The organism is Pedobacter suwonensis, assembly GCF_900111825.1.
GTDB lineage: Bacteria > Bacteroidota > Bacteroidia > Sphingobacteriales > Sphingobacteriaceae > Pedobacter > Pedobacter suwonensis.
Window position 1 is genome coordinate 1 of the sequence record NZ_FOJM01000009.1, and the last position, 23,857, is coordinate 23,857.

The window sequence follows — 23,857 nt, forward strand, 5'->3', positions numbered from 1 at the left end:
TGCCAAAATCGGCATGGCCGCTGCCGTTGGCAAACAGGTTGGTATAATCAATCCCCTTGCGCCTGAAATAATAACCGAACTTAAAGCTGAGCGCTACCGAAAGGGTAAAACCTTTACATCCAAAATCGTTTACCATGTTGCCGAAATAACGGGGCAGCGCCGGGCCGTGAAATACCAGATCGGTAAGTTTGGTACCACTGATGATACTGCTGTAGGCCTTGCTGGGCTGGCCGTTTAAAAAGCCCATCGGTTCGCCCGTGGCCCCATCAAGGCCCGCCCAGCGGTAGGAGAAAATGGAGTATACCGGCAAACCCTCTACCCCCGATACGGTAGCATTGGCCTGCAAAAAATTGCTCCCCTGTACCGAAGGCAGGTAATATCTGGCCACTTTATCTTTATACACCGAAAGGTTAAGCGTGCTGCCCCAGGTAAAGCTTCCCTGCAAAATCCGTCCGTTCAGTTGCAGGTCTAAACCATTGCCTTTAATTTCGGCAACGTTGCGGAGTACGGTGGTGCCTACCCCGGTGGTATAATCGATCGGGTAAATGCCGAACAGATCTGAAGCGTGTTTTTGATAATACTCTACACTGCCCGATAGCCTTGCTTTAAACATACTAAAATCAAGCCCCACATTCAGCATCCTTACCGTTTCCCACCGCAGTTCAGGGTTGGCATACTTATCAAAAATGGCATATGGCGTTTGGGTATAGGGCGAATTAACCTGGTAACGGATGGTATTTACCCCGCTCATGGATGGATCGGCATTGCCGCTAAAACCCAGGGTAGATCTTAGTTTCAGCTGGTCTACAAAACCCACTTTAAAAAACGGCATCTTCACCATATCCCAGCCCAGGCCTACGCTCCATAAAGGTTTCCATTTATTGTTGGTGGCCACGCCAAAAAGGTTAGAGGCATCGGCCCTTGCACTTGCCGAGAGGGTGTAGGCATCTTTAAAGGTATAGGCCAGGTTTACAAACTGCGAAAAATAATTATTGGCTGTCTGGCTCAAACCGTTTCCATCTGGAATATAAGCGGCACTTCCGGTAACCGAATTGGGGAACGTGCGGGTATAATCAACCGAACCAGTGTTGAGTTTATCGGTATCTACACCGTACATCCGGCCCGATACCCCTGTTGATTGTGCCTTTCTCCATTCTACCCCAACCAAAGCATCTATCCGGTGCACAGCCCAAACCCGGTTATAATCAAGCTGTGCCCGGTACTGTTCAGATCGCAGCCTGCCCTCGTTCCTATCCAGAATGGCACCTATCGGAATAGGGTAAGTGACGGCCCCGCCCGTGCCCACCTGCGCATAACTGTTAATCAGGTTGCGGGTATAATAACTCCCCAAGCCCTGTAAAACCTCCCTGTTGGTACGCTGCTCTTCTATATTGTATTTAAGCGATAGCTTAAAGCCCAGTGGCAATTTATAACCGAGGTCGAAACCGGCCATCAGGTCGGTCAACCGGGTTACATTATCGGTGTACTGATCATCCAGCAGCGGGTAATAAGACCAATCTAACAGCTGCGCTACCGCTGGCGAAGCCAGATAAGCCGCCCTGTAGTTCTTGGTAATGGGCAAAGGGGTTCCATCGGCATCGGCAAAGGCCGCATAGGGGTAAAGTGAAGTGGTACTGGTTATGCCGCCAATGCCCGGCCGACCGGCTGTAACTTTACCGCCTGTATAACTGAATACGGTATTTAAATTCAGGTAACGCAGCAGCGTAAAATTATTGCTCAGCCTCAGGTTCTGCCTCGCGTTCAAACCATCCAGGTTATCTACATTGTGGTTGTAACCTGAAGAAATGAGCCAGGCATGTTTTTCGCTCCCGCCCGATAGCGAAAGTGCATATTGCTGGTTTACCCCGGTTTTGTATACATAACTTTCAAAATCATCATACACATCATGTGCGGCAAAACCTGCCTTGGCTTGTTCCAAATCAGCAGTTGAAAGTTTGCCCGCAGCATTCAAAATCAGCAGTTCTACAAAAGGTGTTAAAGCAGGTTTCTGACTGGAATTGATCTGGCTGGTATAATAACCCTTGCCAAATAAAAACTGCTCCACATCAAGCGCATCGGCTGATGAGATGCGCTGCTCGTAACGCAGGTTAGGCTTTTGTGCAAAACCGATGCTGCCTGAAAAATTTACCGCCAGGGGCGTATTCTTTTTCCCTCTTTTGGTAGTGATGACGATCACCCCGTTCCCTGCCCGGGTACCCCAGATAGAGGCTGCCGCGGCATCTTTTAAAACGGTGATGCTTTCTACATCTTCGGGATTGATATTGGCCAGGTCGCCTGCATAAGGAAAATCATCCACCACAACCAGCGGATCGCGTGGCCCGCGGATGGTACTGGTACCCCGGATAGAAAATTTGCCCGAGGCCGAGGTAGTCCTATCGAAGGTGAGCCCGTTACCAATGGCCTCTAACCTATCGAGTATGTTTTTGCCCACCTGCTGGTCTAACCTGGCCTTATCCAGTTTGTCAAAAGATCCGGTGGCCCGCGTTCTATCCAGCAGCTGATAACCGGTGCTTACGGTAACCTCGTTCAGCTGGTTATCGGCAGGCTGTAAACTCACTACAAATGCCCGGGTTAATGGGACCGTTACGGTAACGGCATAAGTTTTAAAACCCACCGCGGTGGCCACAAAACGGTAAGTACCGGCAGGCAGCCTGAGTAAAAACATCCCTTTTGCATCAGTGTGGGTTTTAAATGCCAGCCCACCGGCCCCTGTCAGTTCGATGTTCGATGGAAGGGCCGTACTATCTGCGGCACTCAAAATTTTGCCGCTAAAGCTTTCCTGCCCAAAAGCAATTAGCGGGCAAAGGCCGATCAATAAGATTAGTATATGTATATTCTTCATTTTAGTTGTTTTGTGGTTTGGTCTGGCTGGTCACTGATCAGCATCATGGTTATTTTTTGCTTCGCCGGCCGCAGGCGCAGGCCATGTTGTAAAAGCCCTGCATTTACTTCCTGCAGGTTGCCTGTTAAAGGCAAACTGACGGACAGGCGTTGGCTGATCCCCGTTTTGTTGATCACGGGCAGCCTGTTCCAGGCCAGGTTTTCTAAATGATCTACAAGTGCCTCAACCGGAACATTTTTTAAGTTCAAAGCCCCTTGCCGGCCAGCGGCCTGATCTAAAATTCTGCCACCACCGTTGTTTAAAGCAGTACGTAAGGTACCGTAACGCTCCAATACCAGGCAATCGGTTTTTTCGGTTTTAAAAGTGGCTTTATATGGCGAATAGGTATTCAGGTCGGCCAGCATCATGGGGTATAATTTCCCCGATAAACGCTCAGGCACTACAAATTCATAATTGTAGATGTCGTGTAGAAAACCTGCTGAATCGGCACCTGTATACCGGAGCTGTTGATCAGAAAAGCGCTCACCTGCTGCGCGTTGCAACACCCTGCCAATGGTACTGTACAGGCTAAAAAAACTGGTATTGGTAAATGCCCGCCCTACCAACAGGCCCGATTTGGCTTTCCTGAACTGCGTACCACTGGCCAGGCCAGATACCCGCCCTTTGGTTAACAGGCTGTACTTTTGCAAAGCCCCGGCAGGGAAATCGGCCGAGCTGAACAGCGGCAAAGCCGGATCGATGTTCTTTTTATTAACAAAGCTATTCCCCTCTCCCGCCATGGCCTGTAACAGCTTTTCTTCTTCCAGTTCTTCCTCACCTGTTATGGCCAGTACTTTACCGCCTTTGCCGATCCATACATAATGGGGTATGGTGCGGTGCGGAAAAGTATTGTTCAGCAGGGTATCGGCCACAATAGCGGTAAAGGCTTCGCTATGTTCGCTTTTTCTTTTTTGCAGAAACGCAGTTGCTCTGGCTAGCGGTTCGTTATTCACCAGAATGATCTGCAGGTTGTTCCGGTATTTTTGTTGCAGCACCTGCATTTTAGGGAAGCCGGTGATGCAGGGCACACAATAGGTGGCCCAAAAATCGAGCAAGATCAGTTTGCCGCGGTAGCGGTTTAAGGTTACTGATGTATTTTTGCCTTCGTAGGGCGTGCCGCCCGAAAAAACAGAATGGGTGCTTTGCCAAATGGCTTCAGGAACGGCCCCGCCAACGGCAATCCCGCTGGCTGGCCTGGCTCCCTGTGCTGCAGCCCTATTTGCGGTCAGGGCCAGAACCAGCATAAAAACGATACATATTTTTAAAATGCTATGGTAAAGATGAAGGCATAGCCTGCCCCTTGAGATAGCCATTATAGATGGGTTCATAAGTTTTGGTTATTTGATCAGAAAAACATGAACCTGTCTCAAAATAACAGATTCAGAAATAGCAAAAGAATTAAATTTGGCGATGTCGTCATGCTCAGCTTGACTGGGCATCTTAATGCTTTGGCAGGGAATATTTAGTTGCCTTTCTACAGCATTAAGATCCCCGTTTTCACGGGAATGACGCCCTTTCAAAAAATATTATGCTGCCAAAATCTCCAGAATGATTTTTGAAACATGCTCCTAAAAGCAAATGCAGGGGGCCGGATTATTTTTACATCATTAAAAAACCTATTTTAAAGCCCCCTGCACCGCCAAAACCTATACGGGGTTTTTCGGTTTTAAGGCATACAGCCGATCGAAAGGATAACAGCTACTGATCTTCATGGCCCACTCCTTCCTGCTCCGTTACATAATAAGACACCAAAAAATTGAGGTTACAATTAAAACCCCAGGCTTTATTTCCATAAAAAGTACAGAAACAGGTAAAATCATCAGGTACTGGCTTCCCGCCTTGTGGATGCTGCGACACCTTTTCAACCTGGCTTTTCTCCGCCACAACCTGTTGATGCCCGCCAGCACTTGCCAGCCAAATGCTCCATACGGCAAACGGGCTGTATAAAAAAGCCCAGCAAAGGAAAAAAAGCGGTAAGTAGTGGTTATTGGTGATCATGGCAAATGGTTGGTTTAGTGTAAGGAAATATGGATTGAAAGCAGAGTGCTCCCTTAAAAAAAGGGCAAAAACCAGCCCCTCTGCCCAAAAAAGGCAGATACGGATACACCGTATTGCAAATGAGGAAAAAGTTACCTACCTTGGGAATGCGAATAACCATAGTAATGCACCCTTGCCTAAAAAGCAATAAAGGGCTGGCACCAGGCTAAATTAACCCACCGGGAATAAGTGCGCTCTCTCACACCAACCCCCTGTTTTTATCGGGCTATTTTATACCTGTAATTCTGGCAATAGCATTACGATGGAGAACAGATGACGTTCTTTAATAGTAGTTGTAGGGAATAATCTTTTATCACTTCCTTGAAGTGATACGAGTTGATGGCGGTTAATTTGTTCGTTTTCATAAACGGTAGTTTTATGTAAAACGATGCGGACTCAAAAAGCAGAAAGAACCAGACTGGTGAGAAACCAATAGGGCGAACTTTACTGCTTTCGAAACTGGTACCGCTAAGAACCACTTAGAAATTAATCCAAGCTCCCCGAAAGGCTCACGCAAAGTCCGCCCTATTGAATAAGTATGCGAAGATACAAAACTCAATAGTATTGGCGAACTCACGGTCGGCTCATGGGGAAATTAGCGGTTTCGTTTCATGAGTGACATCGTTAAAGCCAGGTTTATACCCAACTCTATTTGTCGCTATAAATAACTGATAACAAATATAATAATAAATATTAAACGTGGCAATAAAACCACAAAATATTTTAAATAAAATTGAAAAAACATACAGATATATTTAAAATCATTGGTTTAAATGTAAAAGCTTACAGAAAAAAGGCTGGTTTAACACAACAGGAGTTAGCAGATAAATTTTTTGGTGACCGTTCAAAAATAAGTGACATTGAACACGGAAAGGAAGATTTTATGCTATCGACGCTATTGGATATTGCAAATGGTTTAAATGTGGATGTAAAAAGGTTTTTTGTGCCAATAAAGAAAACTGAATAAATCTTTATACGGCGATAGAAGCAAGAAAACAAGCGGAAAAGGAGATTAATAAAATTAACATGCTAACAACAATTTCTCCCTATGAGTAATACTAATGATTTTCTTTGGGATGATGAGAGACAGAATGTTCGAAAGGCCTTTTCTTAAGTTTTCATATAGGTCAAATAATTAATACAAAATGATTGAACTTTAATCTAAATGAATACTGAACAAAATTCTCCAAAATATAAATATGAAATTGCAATAAAGGCAAGAAACTTTCATTATGATAATTTCAGTAAATGGTCGACGTACTTTTATGTAGCAATTGGTGCAATTTTTATCGGCTATTGTACAGTTTCTACAGAAGGTTACAAAGATAATGATAAAGAATTTTTGAAAATTGGACTGCTCCTATTGGGATATAGCTGCAGCATATTATGGCATATGTCAAATAAAGGATATTATTTTTGGGCGCTTAATTTCATTAAAATCATAAATTATTATGAAAAAAAAATTTCCGGTGATGATAACAATGAAAGAGTATATTCAATTTTAGCGTACAAAGAACAAAATATCGATGTTTTATTTCCTAACCATGCAGCAAACTATTCAACTTCAAAGATATCCTTAGTTTTTTCTTACATAATTTCCTTTAGTTGGGGAATACTTTTTTTTTATAAAATATTGGCGATTCTACCTACATCGAGTATTTGTATTGCAATCGGTTGTTGTATATTTCTGAACCCACTCATTATAGCAATTATTAGTATTATTGGAAAATATTGCTTGGAAAGTAAAGTACAACAGATGAGTTATATCGAAAACTAATACCTCTCAAGATGAACATTACATTTTTTTCAATAATTATAACCTTATTTATAGGAATATACCTCTGGGTTAAAAACAGTAACAAAGAAAGCATCTTAATATTTCTATTCTGCACATTTTGTACGATCCTATCAATAAGCTTTTATGAGGTGATAGCTAAAAAATATGAAATTTTTAATGGCATCGGAGAGTTAGATATGAACGCAACAGGCCAAGTTGGGGACTTTATAGGCGGTATAGTTGGGACTTTAGTTGCCACCTTTAGTATTATACTCTTATATAAAACACTGACGGCTCAACGTGAAAGCTCTAATAGTCAGGCAAGTGAATTTGCCAAAAGTCAAAATGAAAGTAGATTTTTCGAATTGTTAAGAATTCACAGAGATAATGTTAGTGAAATAGAATTCGAGTATACTGAAAAGATCAAAAATAAAAACAAAATAGCTAAATCAAGGCACTTTTTTGTAGTCGCTCATAAACAATTAGAATTCGCCTTTTTGGAATTTGACGCTTACTTAAATTACCATAATTTATCTTCTGATGATATATACGAGGACAGTTACTTAAATAAAATAAAGGGAAACAAAACTATAATTAAGCGAAATTTAAATGACTATCAACTGTTGGCTAAAATAGATATATGTTATTTGATATTATTTTTCGGCGTTGGGAAAAATGGAAAGGAAGAAATATTTCAAATATTGCAAGGAAAATATAAGACTTTATTTGTGAACAACATCCTTGATTTTTATAGAATGAAGCCTTCAGGTTCTTCGAAACATTATAAAACATGGAAAACTCTAATTCAAGATAATGAGTTCTTTAATAATTATGAAGCTATTTTACAAGAAAGGGAAGATTGTGACAACGATGAAATCCCTAGTAACAGCTTATCATATGGGCATGACAATCGAACGGCCTACTATCCTAACAATTATGTGAAGTATTATGGTGGCCATCGTTTTAGATTAGGACATTATTACCGTCACTTATACCAGCTTGTTTGTTTCTTGCACTATAATACTGAACTTTCGACAGATGAAAAGAAGAACTATACACGCATAGTAAGAGGTCAGCTTTCAGACTACGAGCAAATCTTATTTTTTTATAACAGTATATCTCAGTTAGGTAGAGTGTGGGAGCTGTCCGATAATAAAAATGAGGCTATCAACGAAAACGATCAATTAATATCTAGGTACAATCTCGTAAAAAACATATCTAAGAGACCTTTGGTAAACAATATACAAACCCAATCATTCTATCCATGAAAGATAAGTTTTCATGCTTTTTACATCCGAAAAAAGATGACTATATAGAAAAATCGCTTAATGACAAATGTCCTGATTGTAATTTACCGTACGGTTTTCCATTGCAGGAAGACTTTATGCCAGAAAAAATAAATGAATTTAAGATTCTTCAACCTCTGGGAAGAGGCTTCTATGGAGCTACATATTTAGCTGAGAAAGAAAGTAAAATTAGAACAAAAAAAGTTGTCCTAAAGATTGTACCAAAGAAAATTTATGAGCTTTTTGAAAAAGACTTTTATAACGAATGTAAAATACATGTTGAAGCAGCGGTTGAAGCAGATCATATTGCAAACGTTGATGATGCTTTTGAAGAAGACGTTGAGTTTAAAAATGGCGAGAGAATAGATTGTTATGTCGCTATCTTGGATTATATTGAGGGACAAACACTTAAATCTTTTATTAGCGCAAATTCAACAATCCCGATACACACAATTGCACAAATCGCTATAGACTGCTTGCAAATTCTAAGTGAACTCTACAAGAAAAATATTTTTCATAATGATTTACATTTGGGGAATTTGATTGTATGTGATCTAAAAAGGAGTAGTTACAGGCAAGGGGAAATTAATGGAGCCATAAAAGTTTATGTTATCGATTTCGGATCATCAGGAAGTAAATCTCAAAGCAATACTGAAACAGACAGATTAGGAGACTTACATTGGGTAGCGAAAATTTTAGAAACTCTAAGTAAAAAAATACAGGACTCGCCCGGTACATCCGAGGAAAGGGATTTTCGTTTAGCGCTGTTATTAGATGAAAGAGCTAAAGTAATATTTCCATCTGTATCAAGTCAACGTGTATTTTCTTTTGAAGAGGTAATTACACACATTAGGCAAGTATTCTCGCAAGTAACATCTCCCTGGAAAAACCCCTTGGAATTAAGAAGCTTTAATGATTCTTACAATGCTCAGACTCTCTCTCCGTGGTTTGTCCCTTACTTATTAGTTGATGATGAAGATAAGTGGATTTCCGAAATAACTAGTAGAGGTCCGCAAGTTATAACAGGTATGCGAGGATGTGGAAAGACGATGTTATTACGTGCATTACAATTTCATGCAAGAGCAACGCCCCAAAATGATACGGAAAAAAAAGATAGTTCTACTATTTTAGAACGTTTACATAAAGAAAATTATCTAGGAATTTACATATCTTGTACAAGACTTTTAGATACTCTAGGCTCTCATGATCAATCTTTAAATTCTCCTTTTGAGAGATTATTTGTTGCTTATTCACTTGAAGCATTGAACGCGATTAGACATTTAAGAGAGCTTAAAGCAGAATCTATAAAGCCCGATGCTTTTAAAATTATAGCTAATGTTATAGAGTCAAATATTAACAATTGCCAAATACTGAAAGAGGCATTTTCTGAATATGAAATTGAAAAGGCTCTAGGTAAAATTTTAAATAATCTTAGTAAAGGAGAACACAACCTAAAAATTTCCTCAAATCCTGCTATCGTTTTTAATGAGTTAGCTAATGCCATCAAAGATTGTTCTTTTGACTGGTCTAGCACTTACGTACACTTTTTATTAGATGATGTTTCTACAAGATTTTTAAATGATCAGAATATTATTTCACTGGTTTCATCCCTTCTTTTCCAAAGTGAAACTTGCGCTTTTAAATTTACGACAGAAGCGCAAACATTAGAAATGGTCATTAACTCACCTGGCAACATTGAGCAAGCAAGAGTGGGAAGAGATTACCAAATCTTTGACTTGGGAGAGCAGGTAAACAATAAAATTCATAAAAATAAAAACGAGGGGATTTCTTTCGTTGAAAAAATACTTTTTAAACGGTCTATTTATCATTCCAATCACCCAAAGAATATTTCGCCTAGTGAGCTGTTGGGAAATCAAACACTTCAGACTATTGCCGTGTCAATAGCTAAAGAGGGAAAATCATCATCAAAAAAAACGATTTATCATGGCATAACAGCTATAGCAGGCGTATGCGTTGGGGATATTGGGGATATTATAACGTTGTATGAAAAAATTTTAAAAAACTGGAAGACAAATACTTTGCTACCAATAAACTCAAAAGCGCAGAATGAAGCGTATCTTGAATTATGTAATTCAAGAATATTCGATATAAATAGAAGAAGTACCAAATTATTTGATTTTGCAGAGTCATTTGCAGAAGCCGCACACCACCTTTTAGTACAGTCATACAAAAAAAGTAAATCATCTAATAAGCTAAGATTAAGGCAATATTCTTCTATTTTCATAAATATTTCTAATGGTGATGTTGATCAACAAAATAGACAGGTGAGAGAGTTAATTGATGCGGGAATATTCAATTTCTCTGGTGGCCCTGAAGCTTCAAGAACTAATAGACAGGGGTTAAACCCCCAACAACAATACAAATTAACCTTCCGCAAAATATATGGCTTGAACAAACACATTGGCCTCTCTCAAAGTGATCGTTTTGAACTCTCTGGCGAGGCTTTAGAAAAATGGTTGAACAACCCTAAAGATGGAAAAGAGATATTAATTCGAAATTTGGCAAGAGATACAGTTTATGACGAAGTAGATGCATTAGATTCTGGAGAAACAAATTTTGTAGGAGATAAAGGCTATCAAACAAATCTATTTGATAATGTTAAATTTCATAATATCGATAGACCAATCCATCAGGATAGTCTAACTTTTCTAGAAGATAGGCTTCCATGTATATATTCGCAAGAAATATCAATAGCAGCCTTAAAGAAGATATCTCACTATATAAGTTCTTACGGGTTTGAATACGCTACATTGGCTTCCGCAAAAAATATCTTATCACTAAAAGCATTATCTTCAATCTTCATAAAATTTGATGAGATTGGACAAAAAAAACGCATAAAAGAGTTAGCCAATAAATTTAAGTTAAAATCGTCCGAAATTGATTACAAGTCATTTGACCCACAAAAATCATTAATACAGAAAAGTACATTAATAGATATAACAGGCATCCCACAATCTCTTATATTTAAGCTTGTGACCAATAGCTTAAACACTATCGATGAAGTAAGCATAGCCCTTACAAAAGCAAAAAAATATTACCCTTTAAACGAAGACATTACTAATATCCTAGAAAAAAATAAAGAATTAGAAGATAAAACCGAGATACTAAAGTCTATATCTGAAGTCCTCAAAGGGGAAGTTGGACCTTATAAAATCATACCACTTCTACCTGTCGAGACGAATCACTCAATCCGTAGAGTTTTAGTTGCATTTGCATCTGCCAAACATGAAAGGCTATACTCTTTGTTAGATGAACGAGAATTTGACAGAATTGTTATTATAACACCGAAAGGCAAATCATCTAGAAATAGGCTTGCGAGAATAGCAGCAGAAATTGCTTTGACGAGATTTAATAATTGTGAGTTACATGAAATAGATGAAAATTCAATTGATGACACAATCAACTTCATAGCTCAACAGTATCAAACATATTTTATAAATCAAAATTTCAGTATCGAGATTGCCCTAAGTGGAAATAAAATTCAGGCACTATCGGCTGCAATAGTATCTCAATCACTGAAAATTAATCAATGCTGGTATATACAGCCTTCCAAATGGGATATCAAACGGTTTACTAAAGGCGCGGAAAAAACTAATATTTATACAGTAAAAATTAATCATGGAAAACGACGCTAAACTCACCCTGAAATTTGATCCTAATACAATTGAACATTTAGGAATTTCATTGTATTCTAAACTACCAAGTGTATTATCTGAATTAATTTCAAACTCTTGGGATGCCGACTCAGAAAAAGTAATTGTGAAATTTTACGACAATGCTTCTCTTAAAGAAATTTTCTATCAAGATTTTGGTGAAGGTATGACCTTCGACGAATTAAATGAAAAGTACTTATTAATCGGAAGAAATAGAAGAAGTGCTATGAGTGACATTACCGCTAAAGGAAGACGAGTAATCGGGAAAAAAGGCTTAGGCAAATTGGCGGTTTTTGGAATTTGTGATGAAATTGAAGTTATTTCTATAAAAGATGGAATTGAAAACCATTTTATTATGAATCTTCTGGATATTAAAGCAAGTCAAAATAACGTATACTCCCCTAGAATACTTAAATACAATGAGGTAAATACAAAAGATAATAGTGGTTTGATATTAAAGCTAAAGCAAATTAGGAGAAAGTCTGGTTTTAATTTGGAGGAGCTAGCTGTATCATTATCCAAAAAATTTCTCATTTTCGACCAGATGGAGACAAAGCTTTATCTAAATGATGCCGAAGAAAAGATTGTGACAAACGAACTCAAATTTAATGATTTGAAAAAACAGTTTGAATGGACTTTTCCTGACATCAAATACGATGAAAACTACACATATTGGTCTAATATTAAAGGCAGCATAATTACGGCAGAAACCCCTATAAAAGATACGGAAATGAGTGGGATCTATCTAACCTCAAGAGGCAAAATAGTAAATACAGCCAATTTTTACGGGTTAAGAGATAATGATCAGTTTCATAGCTATGTCACCGGATATTTAGAAGTAGATTTTATTGATGAGTTTGATGAGGATGTGATTTCTACAGACAGGCATTCTCTCAACTGGGAAAATGATAATACAAAGGATCTCCAATCATATATACAAAAAGTCATAAAAAAAATCGGTACCGAATGGAGGGAAAAAAGAAGTATGCGGAAACGTACTGAAATCAGAGAAAGCTCAAGTTTAGATATTGCTGAATGGCAAAATAGTTTACCAACTTATGAACGAGAACTAAGTAATAAAATAATAAATCCGATTTTGCAAAATGCAAATATTGATGTTGAGGAATCAAAAAATATAATTAATAACGTTATAGATAAATTTGAAAATAAAATTTTCAAAGACTATGCTTCTGCAATAGCTGATGTTTCCCGACCTGAAGATATCCCCCAGCTTCTAAAATTAATGGATGATTGGAAAGCAATTGAAACCAGACAATTCCACGATATTGCTATTTCCAGGGTAGAGGTAATTAAGCAATTTGAAGAATATGTAGATACTAACACTAAAGAAGTACCTACACTTCATAACTTTTTGAAGAAGTTTTCTTGGTTATTAGACCCCCGGATTTTAGAATTTAAAGATGAAGTAACATATACAAAGCTATTAATGGAAACTTACCCAGAAGATAGTTTAGATTTAGCTGATAGAAGAATTGACTTCTTGTGTAGCAATGCTCTCGGAGAAATCCTATATGTGATCGAAATAAAGAGAAGTAATTTTCGAGTGGATAAAAATGCTCTTGAGCAAGCATATGAATATGGTGCCTTTTTAAAAGATAAATATGCATCACAAACTGGATTTTCGAAAGTTGTTTGTTATGTTGTTGGAGGATCGAAATCTGCTGATAATCTTTTTAAAAGAAAAGAGGAAACTTATGCCGGGACGGGAGAAGTCTTTGTAAAAACATACAGGGAACTTTTAGAGCAATCAAAAGAATACCATAAAGAATTCATTGACGCTTATGACAAACGCGAAAAAAAAGATAATTAAGGCATGTAAACTTACACTAGACTGTTCTTTAACTGGTCAGCTATTGCCTCTCCCATTAAAGTTGGAACAGCATTACCAATTTGTTTGAAGGCAGCAGTACGATTTGCCCCTTCCTTCACACCTTCAAAATAGAAATCATCTGGGAAAGATTGTAAACGGGCTGCTTCACGTACACTAATCGACCTGTTTTGTAAATTGTCGGGATGGATATAATAATGTCCATCCTTGGCAATGTGGGCAACCACAGTTTGTGATGCATCAAGGTCTGCGGCCACTACCTTAAATCTATCAAAGAAAGAAGATCTGTTTTCATGGCTTTTTAATCGATCTGGCAGATCATTATAGTTAAGACGTTCTCTGTTATTATTCCATTTATCAACAGCAATACGATAAATTTCTTTATCCTGTAAAGCGTGTGGCCGGGCAATATGCTGTGTTAGTATGGTGATCCCATTTCGGATGTGCGCCGACTCAAGATATTCGTTTTTGTCAGAAGTGTAACTTAAAAACTTATCTTTTCCCTCACCAGCTTGTATTGCCGGCAAATCGGCAAATAAGTTTGATACACTAGCAGTCAATCCATTCTGATAGTTATCCAGATCTGGCAGATTGGGAATAAAATCTTGTCTCCAGCCAATTATAATCAAACGCCTTCGCTTTTGTAATACGCCAAAGTTTTCTGCTTTAACCGAAAAAATATGAATACTATACCCTTTTTTATAAAAAAGTTTTTCCATGTTCTGTAGATAGACTCCGCCACCTGCAGATTTTAAACCTAAAACATTTTCGAATACAAACATCTTGGGTTTATATTTCTCCAGATAGTTTGCGTACTGAACGTAAAGGAAATTACGGGAATCCTTTTTCATACCATGCTCAGACCTTGCTCGGCCTACCAGGGAATATGCCTGGCACGGCGGTCCACCAACAATAAGATCTATTTCATTGTTTCCCTGAAGGTTTTTATTTATGCGACTGAAAATTTCCTGATTGTTTTCATCGCCAATCCCGAGGTTAATGACTGAATCTAAAATTTCCTGAGGTATTAAACTGTAAAGGTCTTTTCGTGTTATATCCCCTTTTAAATAAGAATGATAGTGATTAAGTCGATCACTTTCTTTAAGATGATAATAAGCAGCTCTTGTCCTAAGGGAGTACGAAGCCGCAGCATCAATCTCAACGTGAGCAACCGGAGAATAACCCGCTCTTTTGAAGCCTTCCGAGAGGCCTCCGGCACCAGCAAAGAGATCGATGTAATTCACGTAAATATAATTAGAGGGCGAAGTTATAAAAGTTTTCCCAGTGTTCCCATATTTGGGAACAAAAACAGTTTACTTTTAAAAAACACTTACCTGATCGTACAGTCTTTCTGCCAATGTATGAAGTGTATTTCCAAGTTTTTTGGATTTTAAATCGCATTCCCATACCTCAATGACTGTCCAACCCATCTGTTTAAGTTTCTCTATATTTTGTTTGTCTTTGCTTTTATTACCGTTAATTTTTTCAAGCCACCAATCCGTTTTGGTTTTGGGAACTACGTAATACCTGCATTGATCATGCCCATGCCAGAAGCACCCTTGTATAAAAATTACTGTTTTATATTTTGGCAGAACTATATCGGGTTTTCCTGGCATATCTTTCACATGGAGCCGATACCTGTAGCCATGGGCATGTAAAAATTGCCGCACAAGCATTTCAGGTTTGGTATTTTTACCCTTAATGCGACTCATGTTATATGAGCGGATTTCTTTGCTGTGTACATCGGCCATTTAATGATAACACTCTTTTATCGACTTTGTGTTGGTTGATAGATATCTTCATTAGATCGAATTATCATTTTCACTATAAGGCTTTACTTTTAAATACCTAAATCCATAGAATGAAGTATCTTGCTTATTAGCATTTAATCATTATGTTTTGAACCAAGAAATTAATTTATAACTTCAACTCAAAATTTACGCTCAAATGCCAATAAAAAATTTTAAGCCTGCAAAACGAAAGCCATCTGTTAGTTACAAGCAATTTGTATGGCTCTTTTTAGTCTTTTTGTTTGTGATTATAGCGTGGACAATTAATGCAAATAATGTATACGATGAGAATGGTAACAATCTGGGAACCTATGGAGATAAATTTGGGGCAGTAAATGCCCTTTTTTCGGGCCTTGCATTTGCTGGTATAATTTTCACCATTATGCTTCAAAGAAACGAATTAGCAATGCAACGGGAAGAATCTCATGATGCAAGGAAAGAGTTTGTTCAGCAAAATTTTGAGGCAACGTTTTTCAACCTTCTCAAGAATCAACAAAGTATTTTGCTTAGACTAACAGGTAGAACTGAATATATAAATCAGCATGTTACAGACATTCAAACTAATGTTGTAAATGGAGTCACCTTTTTTGTCTTGGCAAAAAGGGAGCTTTCAAGAATAATGAAAACATTAGAATTTGGATATTTTGGCTTATACGACCATGACTACTTCTATAGCATATCTCCAGAACCTGAACATCCAGATGAGGTGGATGATGATTACACACTGGCAGTACACACTTACACCAACTCTTATTACAACATTACAAAAGATATGTATGATAGAAGCAAAAATTATAAGAAGAAAGAATTTTGCAAACTAGCTTATATCATCTTTTTTGTTAAAAATCATTATAATATAGGCCATTACTTCAGGCATCTATATCATATATTCAAATTTTTGAACTATTCTGAAGAAAATGAAATTAAAGACGCTAAGGATAGTTTCGAGGTAGAAGAGATCGAAAATAAATACAAGAGCTATGCACAATTTGTACAAGCTCAAATGGCGGCGCCCGAACTACTTCTTCTTTACTACAACTGCATAGCTTATCAAAAAATGAAAGACTTAGTGGTAAAATATGGGATTTTAGAAAATTTAAATATAGAGGATCTTATTTCAGAAGACAATCATGTTTTAGAAGGGATTAATCTCCGAAGAAGAAGGGATTTATTTAATTTTTAGTCCCACTTGTTTTATGTCACAAATTAAAGTTATTTTAAAACACTTACTAAACTTTGGTAAGTTAAATAGAAATACAAATAAATTGATCTACTGCTCCCGCTAGTATCTGTTATTGAGTCAACATGATTCCGTAATATTCCTGAGAAATGGCATAAGCCCAAAATCTGGCTTTAATTTTCGGGAAATGCGGCGTCAGGGCCACTATGGTAAATGACACAGATCAAGGACGTATACCAACTGCGTCCTAGAATTAGATCGAAAATCAATCTGGTTGATAAATAAATATCCTGATTAAGCAATATTAGCTAAATGACCTTTCCCCTACCTCAACGCCCTGAACTTCCCATTGCCCTACTGGCAGCGAGCTTCAACAACACTTCAGCTACCTACAAATATTACTGGCTCTTATCCATTCTATCAGAACTGGAAGGAGGAAAAACGGTAATACCCAAGCACCGGATTTTCGCCGGCATGGTTTCATTAGCCTGGTACACCGTAAATTATTTCCATATCTCATTCGGCAAGCAGGATCAGCTTCAACGCGCCATCAGCCAGATCCGTGAATTGGAAGGCATCACCATTGATGAAAAACAGGAAGTGGTTAAACAGAAAATTATTAATAGCCTAAATCCCGCTACCGCTAAAATGCTCCGTTATTTTGATAGCGAAGTACCCCACCGCTACCTGAGCCCATGGTTCCCGGAATTGAAAGGAAACCGTGCTGAAATATACCGCCTTTCGGCAGGTTTTGAAAATGATTGTCCATATGCCCTTGATGAGCAAAACCTCACCATCAACCCGCTATGGCATGGTTACCTGCTTGAACATGCCGGTATTTTAAAGGCATTTTGTTACTGGCACCTGAGCCTTTACCTGCAAAAACATAACCCCAACGTTCCTGATATCCCGAATAAACTGATTAAACCTGCACGAAGAAACAACCTGTTAAACCAGCGTAAATTCTGGAACAGGGTTTTAGACCATACCGGCCCGCTTGAATGTATATACACGCATAAAAAACTGGTACATGGCAGCTTCGCGGTTGAACATTTTATCCCCTACGCCTTTGTATCGCATGATCTGATCTGGAACCTGATCCCGGCCGATCCATCATTCAACAGCCGTAAGAATGACAAGCTGCCCAGGATGGAAGATTACTTTGACGAGTATTATTTGCTGCAAAAAACGGCTATCGAAGTGATGACGGTAAACCACCCCAACGAACCCATGATGGAAGATTATCTGAGCCTGTTCCCTAATGCGGATGCACAGCAATTGCCTGAAACAGATTTACGGGGAAAGTTTTTAGAGAATATACAGCCGTTGCTTACCATTGCGAACAATAATGGTTTTGAGTATATGGGGAGGTTTTTGTAGCTGAACCTAGCTAAAATACAACACTATTTTTTCCAATAGAGGGTTAACCTGATCCGCTAAGTACCGGCCCCAAATATCATGTTCAGAGCAGTGTGCACCTCACCGGTTTACCGAATGACTTTAAGTAAGCTCTTGCCCTGGTTGTGAAAAGACTGGATTTTAGAACTTTTTTACTATATCTATCGCAAGCTGGAAATCAAGGAAATGGATCAAGCCTCTATGACCAGCATAGACATTAAACCGTTTAGTGTAGAAAGGGCTCACTCAGATAGCAATATCCTGTAGCAGAACTTAATCAATTCCCATACCATTCCTACACATCCCATAATCAAACCTTAATCCAAAGCCCGTTAGCGGTTGCATGGGCATCCTACCAAGGGAGATACAGCGGAAGATGGGATGCATTCAAAATTTATTCGACATCCTTGCTTTGCCCTTTCCATCGACCCAAAATTACCTCTTGGATCACCGTTACACAATACACCGGGCATAATTAAATTATTATTAATCACCATCATCCTTTTTAAGCTCAGATTGGAACTCCATTTCTACATACTTTTTATAATCAACCGAACTGAGCGTGCAAATTATAAGTTTTTTGTAATGTTAATTTTGTGATCAAGCTTTTTGAGTTTAAGGTTCAAATTAAGAAACTACTTTTATTGCAGATTCATTGGCAAGATTAAATGATGAGCGGTACTTCGCCTGATGAAATCCACAACAAAATATCTTATTTCAAATTATATTGCAGTATTTATATTTATTATATTAGCTGCACCGTATATTGTTGCTATGGATGGTATCGCTTCAGATATGATAGCATCAATCCATGTAAGTGAGGATGACAAAGTATTAATGTATACAGAAATAGAGCTGCTAAAGCAATTGGCTACAGAGTTAGAAACCAATCCGGATTTTTGGATAAATTTATATGCTCCCCCCGTTTTAGAACCTGTACCCGCAACAGGATTTCTTAAAACAGCATCACTTATGTCTGTAGGCACAACTTCAGGACCTGTTAGGTATGCAACTTCACCTAGACAAGGTTGTAAAATAGACACAAGAGGTGTATTGGCTAGTGCGGTTGTTGGTGGCTTTTGGAGCGCGATAGCATCAGCCAAGGTTGGAGCAGTTGCCGGAACAGTAACTGTACCTGGAATTGGTACAGTTACTGGAGCGGTTAGTGGTTTTATGGCGGGATTTGCATTTGGTTTTACCACAGGCGCAGTAACAGGTGTAATTGGCAGTTTATTGCTAACATGTGGAAGATAGCACTACTCAACTATTTAAAATGGAAAGAAAAGAATTAAGTGATAGGGAGTACATCTGGTCTTATATAGACAGCTTTTTGGTTACATTCCTGTTTTTGACTATTACTCAGATAGTTTTTGTGCCTTATGGTACAAGCGATTATACGAAGTCAGAGTTTTATCTTTGTATAGGTTTCGCCCTTGTGGTAGCCACATCAATTCACTGGGCTTCGATTAAGCATTTAATAAAGTGTTTGTCTGACCAAAAAAAAAGCTAGTAAAGACATTAATTTAACAAAAGGCTGAGCTTCTGAACGCTGTGATGTAAAAAATCACTAGATATGCGTAGCGTTTAGAATATTATTATTGAGTATTTAGACGTGCTTCTCTTTTGAACTCACACTGGCCCTGCTGATTTCTTGATCATGTTTTACTTAACCCCATTTCATAGCAATCGTTTTGCAATGATAAGTGTCCAAGCGAAAACTTGTGAAAAGACTGGATTTTAGAATCTTTTTTAGTATAACTCTAGCAGGCTGAAAAGCAAGGAAACGGATCGAGCCTCCACAACTGGATATAGACATTGAACCGTTTAGTTTAGAAACAGCTCATGTAGAGTATAATATCCTGTAGTGGAACTTTCACTCAACTCCCAGACTATCCCTGCACATCCTATAATTAAAACTTAATCCAAAGCGCGTGAGCGGTTGCAGCGGCATCCTCCCGCAGGGAGATACAGCGGAAGACGGGACCCTTTAGGGGTACGCCCGAATGAAAATAAAAAAACTAAAATATCTTAAAAGCACGGGCTAATAAAAAAAACAGACCCGTTATGGCATCCTCAACCATTCCGCATCCTCAACCATTCCGCATCCTTAACCAAACCAAAGCCCATGAAAAACCTGCAATTGATCCTGACCATGCCATGCACACAGCAATCGAGCGACATAGAATAGCAAGACGGCAAACACCATTGCAGCAAATGCAAAAAAAACATCATAGACCTCACCAACAAATCCGATAGCGAATTAGCAGACTTTTTCAAACACAAAAGCGATTACTAGTCTAATATTTGCCCGGAATAACGTTACTCCATATAGCTATACTACTATCAAAGGCATCTCGATCATTCCAAAGTGCGTATTTTGTAAAATATTCGTTGCGCCTGTCATTATTGTATGTTGTTCATTACAAGTGTGTATATTCATATCATTAAACATTAAATCGTTTTACCGCTAACCAAATACATCCTGATCTATAAACATTAGTTTCAACTATGAAAAAGAAAATTACCATTAAGCCATGGGGGTTAAAAACCTACGGACTGAAATTGAGCAATAAAAAACTTTTGGCAACCATATTCGCCTTCGGCTGTTTGTTTACTGCCTGTAAAAAAGATCAGTCGGATAGCGCACTGTTATCACCTGAAAAAAGCGCTTTCAATGCAACATCTAATGCGGTGGCAACACTTTCCATACCTGCTAAAAGTGAAGCCTTACTGGCCATGCAGGTTTATAACAACCATTTTTATAATCAATACGGTACATACGGGCCTTCATATAAGGCATATTACTGGAAAGATGATAACCATACCGGTAGAATGGATTTCTGGACCCAGCAGGAAGCGATTGAAATGCTGATAGATGCCTATAATATCAATCCCGGCACCGATTTAAAAAATAAGATATCTTATTTATACAATGGCGTAAGGGATGGTTATGGTTTACTGTGGGCCGACAATAAATTTAACGATGATATTGTTTGGGGAGCACTGATGTGTGTAAGGGCTTTTAAAATAACCAATGACGGCGGCATGCTGGATATGGCAAAAAACAACTTTAACATGATGTGGAACCGCGCCTGGGATACGCAATCGTTAGGTGGCGGCTTATGGTGGACTACCGATAACCAGACTAAAAATACCTGTGTAAACGCGCCGGCAGTAATATGTGCGATGCTGTTGTACCAGGCAACAGGCGATGTAAGTTATAAAAACAAGGCTAAGCTCATTATGGATTGGATGGTGAACAGGCTTTACGATTCATCAAGCGGTGAAGTTAAAGGGGCAATAAACAAGGCCGGTACCATTACCGAGGGTGCGCTTTCTTATACGCAGGGAACTTTTATTGGCGCATGTGATTTATTACGTGCTGATTTCCCTGCAATAAACTACCTGGCAATGGGTACCAAAGCGATGGATTATGCACGCAATAGCCTTTGTAATACCCCCGGAGGAATTTTAAAAGATGAGAACGGCATTGCTGATACACAGGGCATGAAAAGTATTTTTGCACGCTGGGCCTGCCTTTTTGTAAAAAATACGGGCACAGCAAGCAATTACGGGCCCTGGCTTGATGCCAATGCAGCACAGGCATGGTCTATCCGCAATAACCAGGGCCTGATGTGGAATATATGGGGAACCCGCACGCCGGAAAGCACACGTAATGCTTTTGAAACTACCTGCGGCGTTGCGATGGTTAACGGTATCTACTATTATCGTTAATGATTAAGACGTTATAAAAATGCAAAGGCTACGACGGTTTATGGCGCAAAAGGCGCTAATGGGGTGATATTGATTAACATCAAAAAAGCCTATAGGAGAAAGATCAGGTTTTCAAAATAAATACGATCCGGTAAATAACCAGGTATCTTCTCCTGATATCAAGGCTATCCATCAGCCTCGCAGCGGGATAAAAGTTAACAATTTAATAATGTGACATATAGATTGACAAAAGAATAAGTTTTAATTTCGTTTGGTAACCATATCTATGGCAAATGGTCAGATTGTTGCTAACAATGCACCAAACGCTCTAAACTCTATGAAAAAATCATTAACGCTGATTTTAATCTCTATCAGTATCATTACCGTATTTTCCTGTAAGAAAAAGCAAATAATTGTACCTGAACCAACCTTGCCTGAAATAAGCAGTTCAGGGTTAAATACATTCGGCTTCATGTTCGCAAAAGAAGTATGGACCCAAAATTTACTGGTTTCTACCCTTTCAGCAAATTACGGCATGCAGGGGGATGGAGTAAAGCTAAACCTTTTATGCAGGAGGAAAAGCCCGCAAAATCTGAAGACTTCAGATACTTTTAACCTAAAATACACCAACCCGGATGTTACTTTAGGAACGCACGAACTCAGCGATACAAATTGTAAGATCGAGGTGGAAACCATTTCAGCTGATAATAGGACCAGGGAATATGCACTTGCAGGTAAGGGAAGTATCACATTTATCCGCTGGGACCTGAAAAACAGGATCGGCTCTGGAACATTCTCTTTTACTGTTAAGGAAATAACAACGGGTGAAACGGTTGCCATTACCGAGGGCCGGTTTGATATGGTTCTCGGAAATTAATATACTTTTTCAGAATGTGATGAAATCCGTCGGGGCATCTTTTCAGGGAAACGAAGCGTTTTGAAATATATCCTCTTTAAGCAATACTTAAGGAATCAGTACTGGCTATAGCCTGTTTTAGACTACCAGGGTATTTATTGACTTTATTTAGCGTATTTATGCTTATTTCACCATTTAGTGTTTCAAACATTTTTGTACCAAATGCAGCAAAAGCTCACTACCTTATGGAATCAAAAACTTTTTTGGAAAAATCATCCTGATAAATCAGCATAAAATCCAGCAACACACCGTTAAAACAGGCTGAAAGCAACCGCTAGAATGACAGACTACTATGAATTAAAGGTTAATTTGATGGATAATATTAACAGCAAAAATAGCTATCGAAGTGATGACCCTAAACCATTCCAACGAGCCAATAATGAAAATTACCTGAGCCTGTTCCCGAATGCAGATGCGCAACAATTAACTGAAGCGAATTTTAGCGATAGGTTTTTAGAGAAATACAGCCCTTGCTTACCATTGCGAACAATAATGGTTTTGAATATATGAGGAGTTTTTTGTGGCAATAGGCTAACTAAACATAACATTATTTCTTCCAATATAGGCGTTAACCTGATCGGAGACGAACCGCCACCAAATATCATATTCAGATCAGCATGTACCGCAGCAGTTCCCAAAACGGACTTCTTCAGGGAATAACTTTTTTGACTGTGAGTTTTTCGGATTCCAAGCTATGCTTAATTTATTAATAAAAAATAAATATTTATTGTTTATCAATAAATATTTATCTTTATTTGTATTATAATTAGCTTAATTAAAAAATAATATGAAAAATAAAGCAAGTGTAAGTAACCTCATTTCAGTTATGAAAGTGTTAACCTGGATCGTATTTGTTGGTTTATGCATCAAAACCGGATCGCTGATAATATCTTTTACCATCAGTATTACCGAAAGCCATTTAGCAGCCAAAGATCTTTACAAGGGTTTGGATCTGAGCCCTCTCCTGGAGCATAGCCCGTCTCAGTATGTAACGCTGATGCTGTTAATTATTTTGAGCTGGGCAGCAAAAGCTTTTCTATTTTTTATCGCTATCAAGATCTTTCTAAAAATCAATCTTGAGCATCCTTTTAGCGATAAAATGGCGGCGCTAATCATCAATCTCAGTTATGTTTCGCTGGTTATCGGAATACTGACCATAATGGCCGGGGCTTACAGTAATGATTTAATAAAGGACGGGATAATTTTCCCGAATTTACCGCCCTATTTGGCTGGGGGAAATGAATTTCTATTTTTAGCAGGAATTTTATTTATTATTTCACTAGTATTTAAAAAAGGAATCGAAATACAGGCTGAAAATGATTTAACCGTATAAG

At 38.5% G+C, this 23,857-nt stretch carries 16 protein-coding genes; 11 read left to right on the top strand and 5 right to left on the bottom strand.

Going from position 1 to position 23,857, the window contains the following annotated elements:
* From BM107_RS12525 to BM107_RS12535, 3 genes are all read right to left on the bottom strand, one after another.
* Positions 1 to 2,863: SusC/RagA family TonB-linked outer membrane protein (locus tag BM107_RS12525; protein WP_090983820.1), on the bottom strand; the 2,863-nt coding region annotated here is incomplete at its 3' end.
* Positions 2,860 to 4,230, bottom strand: a complete 1,371-nt coding sequence (locus BM107_RS12530; RefSeq protein ID WP_090983822.1) for a TlpA family protein disulfide reductase — start codon at positions 4,228 to 4,230, stop codon at positions 2,860 to 2,862. The genes BM107_RS12525 and BM107_RS12530, both read right to left, overlap by 4 nt.
* A 370-nt stretch (positions 4,231 to 4,600) precedes the next feature.
* Positions 4,601 to 4,900, bottom strand: a complete 300-nt coding sequence (locus BM107_RS12535) for a hypothetical protein (protein ID WP_090983824.1) — start codon at positions 4,898 to 4,900, stop codon at positions 4,601 to 4,603.
* A 772-nt stretch (positions 4,901 to 5,672) separates the two neighbouring features.
* Between BM107_RS12535 and BM107_RS12545 the strand changes: the two genes are divergently transcribed.
* From BM107_RS12545 to BM107_RS12565, 5 genes are all read left to right on the top strand, one after another.
* Positions 5,673 to 5,906: a helix-turn-helix domain-containing protein gene (locus tag BM107_RS12545; RefSeq protein WP_090983828.1), complete on the top strand. Its 234-nt coding sequence runs from the start codon at positions 5,673 to 5,675 to the stop codon at positions 5,904 to 5,906.
* Between the two features lie 198 nt (positions 5,907 to 6,104).
* Entirely contained in the window at positions 6,105 to 6,716 is a 612-nt protein-coding gene (locus BM107_RS12550; protein WP_090983830.1) for a RipA family octameric membrane protein, read from the top strand.
* A 149-nt stretch (positions 6,717 to 6,865) separates the two neighbouring features.
* Complete coding sequence (locus BM107_RS12555) at positions 6,866 to 7,984, top strand: putative phage abortive infection protein (RefSeq protein ID WP_159435238.1); 1,119 nt, start codon at positions 6,866 to 6,868, stop codon at positions 7,982 to 7,984.
* A complete protein-coding gene (locus BM107_RS12560) occupies positions 7,981 to 11,658 on the top strand; it encodes an ORC-CDC6 family AAA ATPase (protein ID WP_090983834.1) in 3,678 nt (1,225 codons plus the stop codon). Before BM107_RS12555 ends, BM107_RS12560 begins: the two co-directional genes overlap by 4 nt.
* Positions 11,642 to 13,507 (top strand): ATP-binding protein, encoded by a 1,866-nt coding sequence (locus BM107_RS12565; RefSeq protein ID WP_090983836.1) that lies wholly within the window; start codon positions 11,642 to 11,644, stop codon positions 13,505 to 13,507. Before BM107_RS12560 ends, BM107_RS12565 begins: the two co-directional genes overlap by 17 nt.
* Before the next feature lie 11 nt (positions 13,508 to 13,518).
* On the opposite strand, the gene BM107_RS12570 is transcribed toward BM107_RS12565, so the two are convergent.
* Both BM107_RS12570 and BM107_RS12575 read right to left on the bottom strand, forming a co-directional pair.
* Entirely contained in the window at positions 13,519 to 14,769 is a 1,251-nt protein-coding gene (locus BM107_RS12570; RefSeq protein WP_167543443.1) for a DNA cytosine methyltransferase, read from the bottom strand.
* A 75-nt stretch (positions 14,770 to 14,844) separates the two neighbouring features.
* Complete coding sequence (locus BM107_RS12575; protein WP_090983840.1) at positions 14,845 to 15,276, bottom strand: very short patch repair endonuclease; 432 nt, start codon at positions 15,274 to 15,276, stop codon at positions 14,845 to 14,847.
* A gap of 196 nt (positions 15,277 to 15,472) precedes the next feature.
* Here BM107_RS12575 and BM107_RS12580 point away from each other — a divergent pair, with 196 nt between their 5' ends.
* From BM107_RS12580 to BM107_RS12605, 6 genes are all read left to right on the top strand, one after another.
* Positions 15,473 to 16,498, top strand: a complete 1,026-nt coding sequence (locus BM107_RS12580; protein WP_159435239.1) for a putative phage abortive infection protein — start codon at positions 15,473 to 15,475, stop codon at positions 16,496 to 16,498.
* 309 nt (positions 16,499 to 16,807) lie between these two features.
* On the top strand, positions 16,808 to 17,875 hold the full coding sequence (locus BM107_RS12585) for an HNH endonuclease domain-containing protein (protein ID WP_090983842.1): 1,068 nt from the start codon (positions 16,808 to 16,810) through the stop codon (positions 17,873 to 17,875).
* A 708-nt stretch (positions 17,876 to 18,583) separates the two neighbouring features.
* The gene (locus BM107_RS12590; protein WP_090983844.1) at positions 18,584 to 19,147 is read left to right on the top strand and encodes a hypothetical protein; all 564 of its coding nucleotides are present in this window, start codon (positions 18,584 to 18,586) and stop codon (positions 19,145 to 19,147) included.
* Positions 19,148 to 20,401: 1,254 nt separating this feature from the next.
* Entirely contained in the window at positions 20,402 to 21,628 is a 1,227-nt protein-coding gene (locus tag BM107_RS12595) for a glycoside hydrolase family 76 protein (protein WP_090983845.1), read from the top strand.
* 316 nt (positions 21,629 to 21,944) lie between these two features.
* The gene (locus tag BM107_RS12600) at positions 21,945 to 22,484 is read left to right on the top strand and encodes a Riean_0653 family protein (RefSeq protein ID WP_139222291.1); all 540 of its coding nucleotides are present in this window, start codon (positions 21,945 to 21,947) and stop codon (positions 22,482 to 22,484) included.
* An 826-nt stretch (positions 22,485 to 23,310) separates the two neighbouring features.
* The gene (locus BM107_RS12605; protein WP_090983849.1) at positions 23,311 to 23,856 is read left to right on the top strand and encodes a DUF2975 domain-containing protein; all 546 of its coding nucleotides are present in this window, start codon (positions 23,311 to 23,313) and stop codon (positions 23,854 to 23,856) included.
* The last annotated feature ends 1 nt before the right edge of the window (position 23,857 follow it).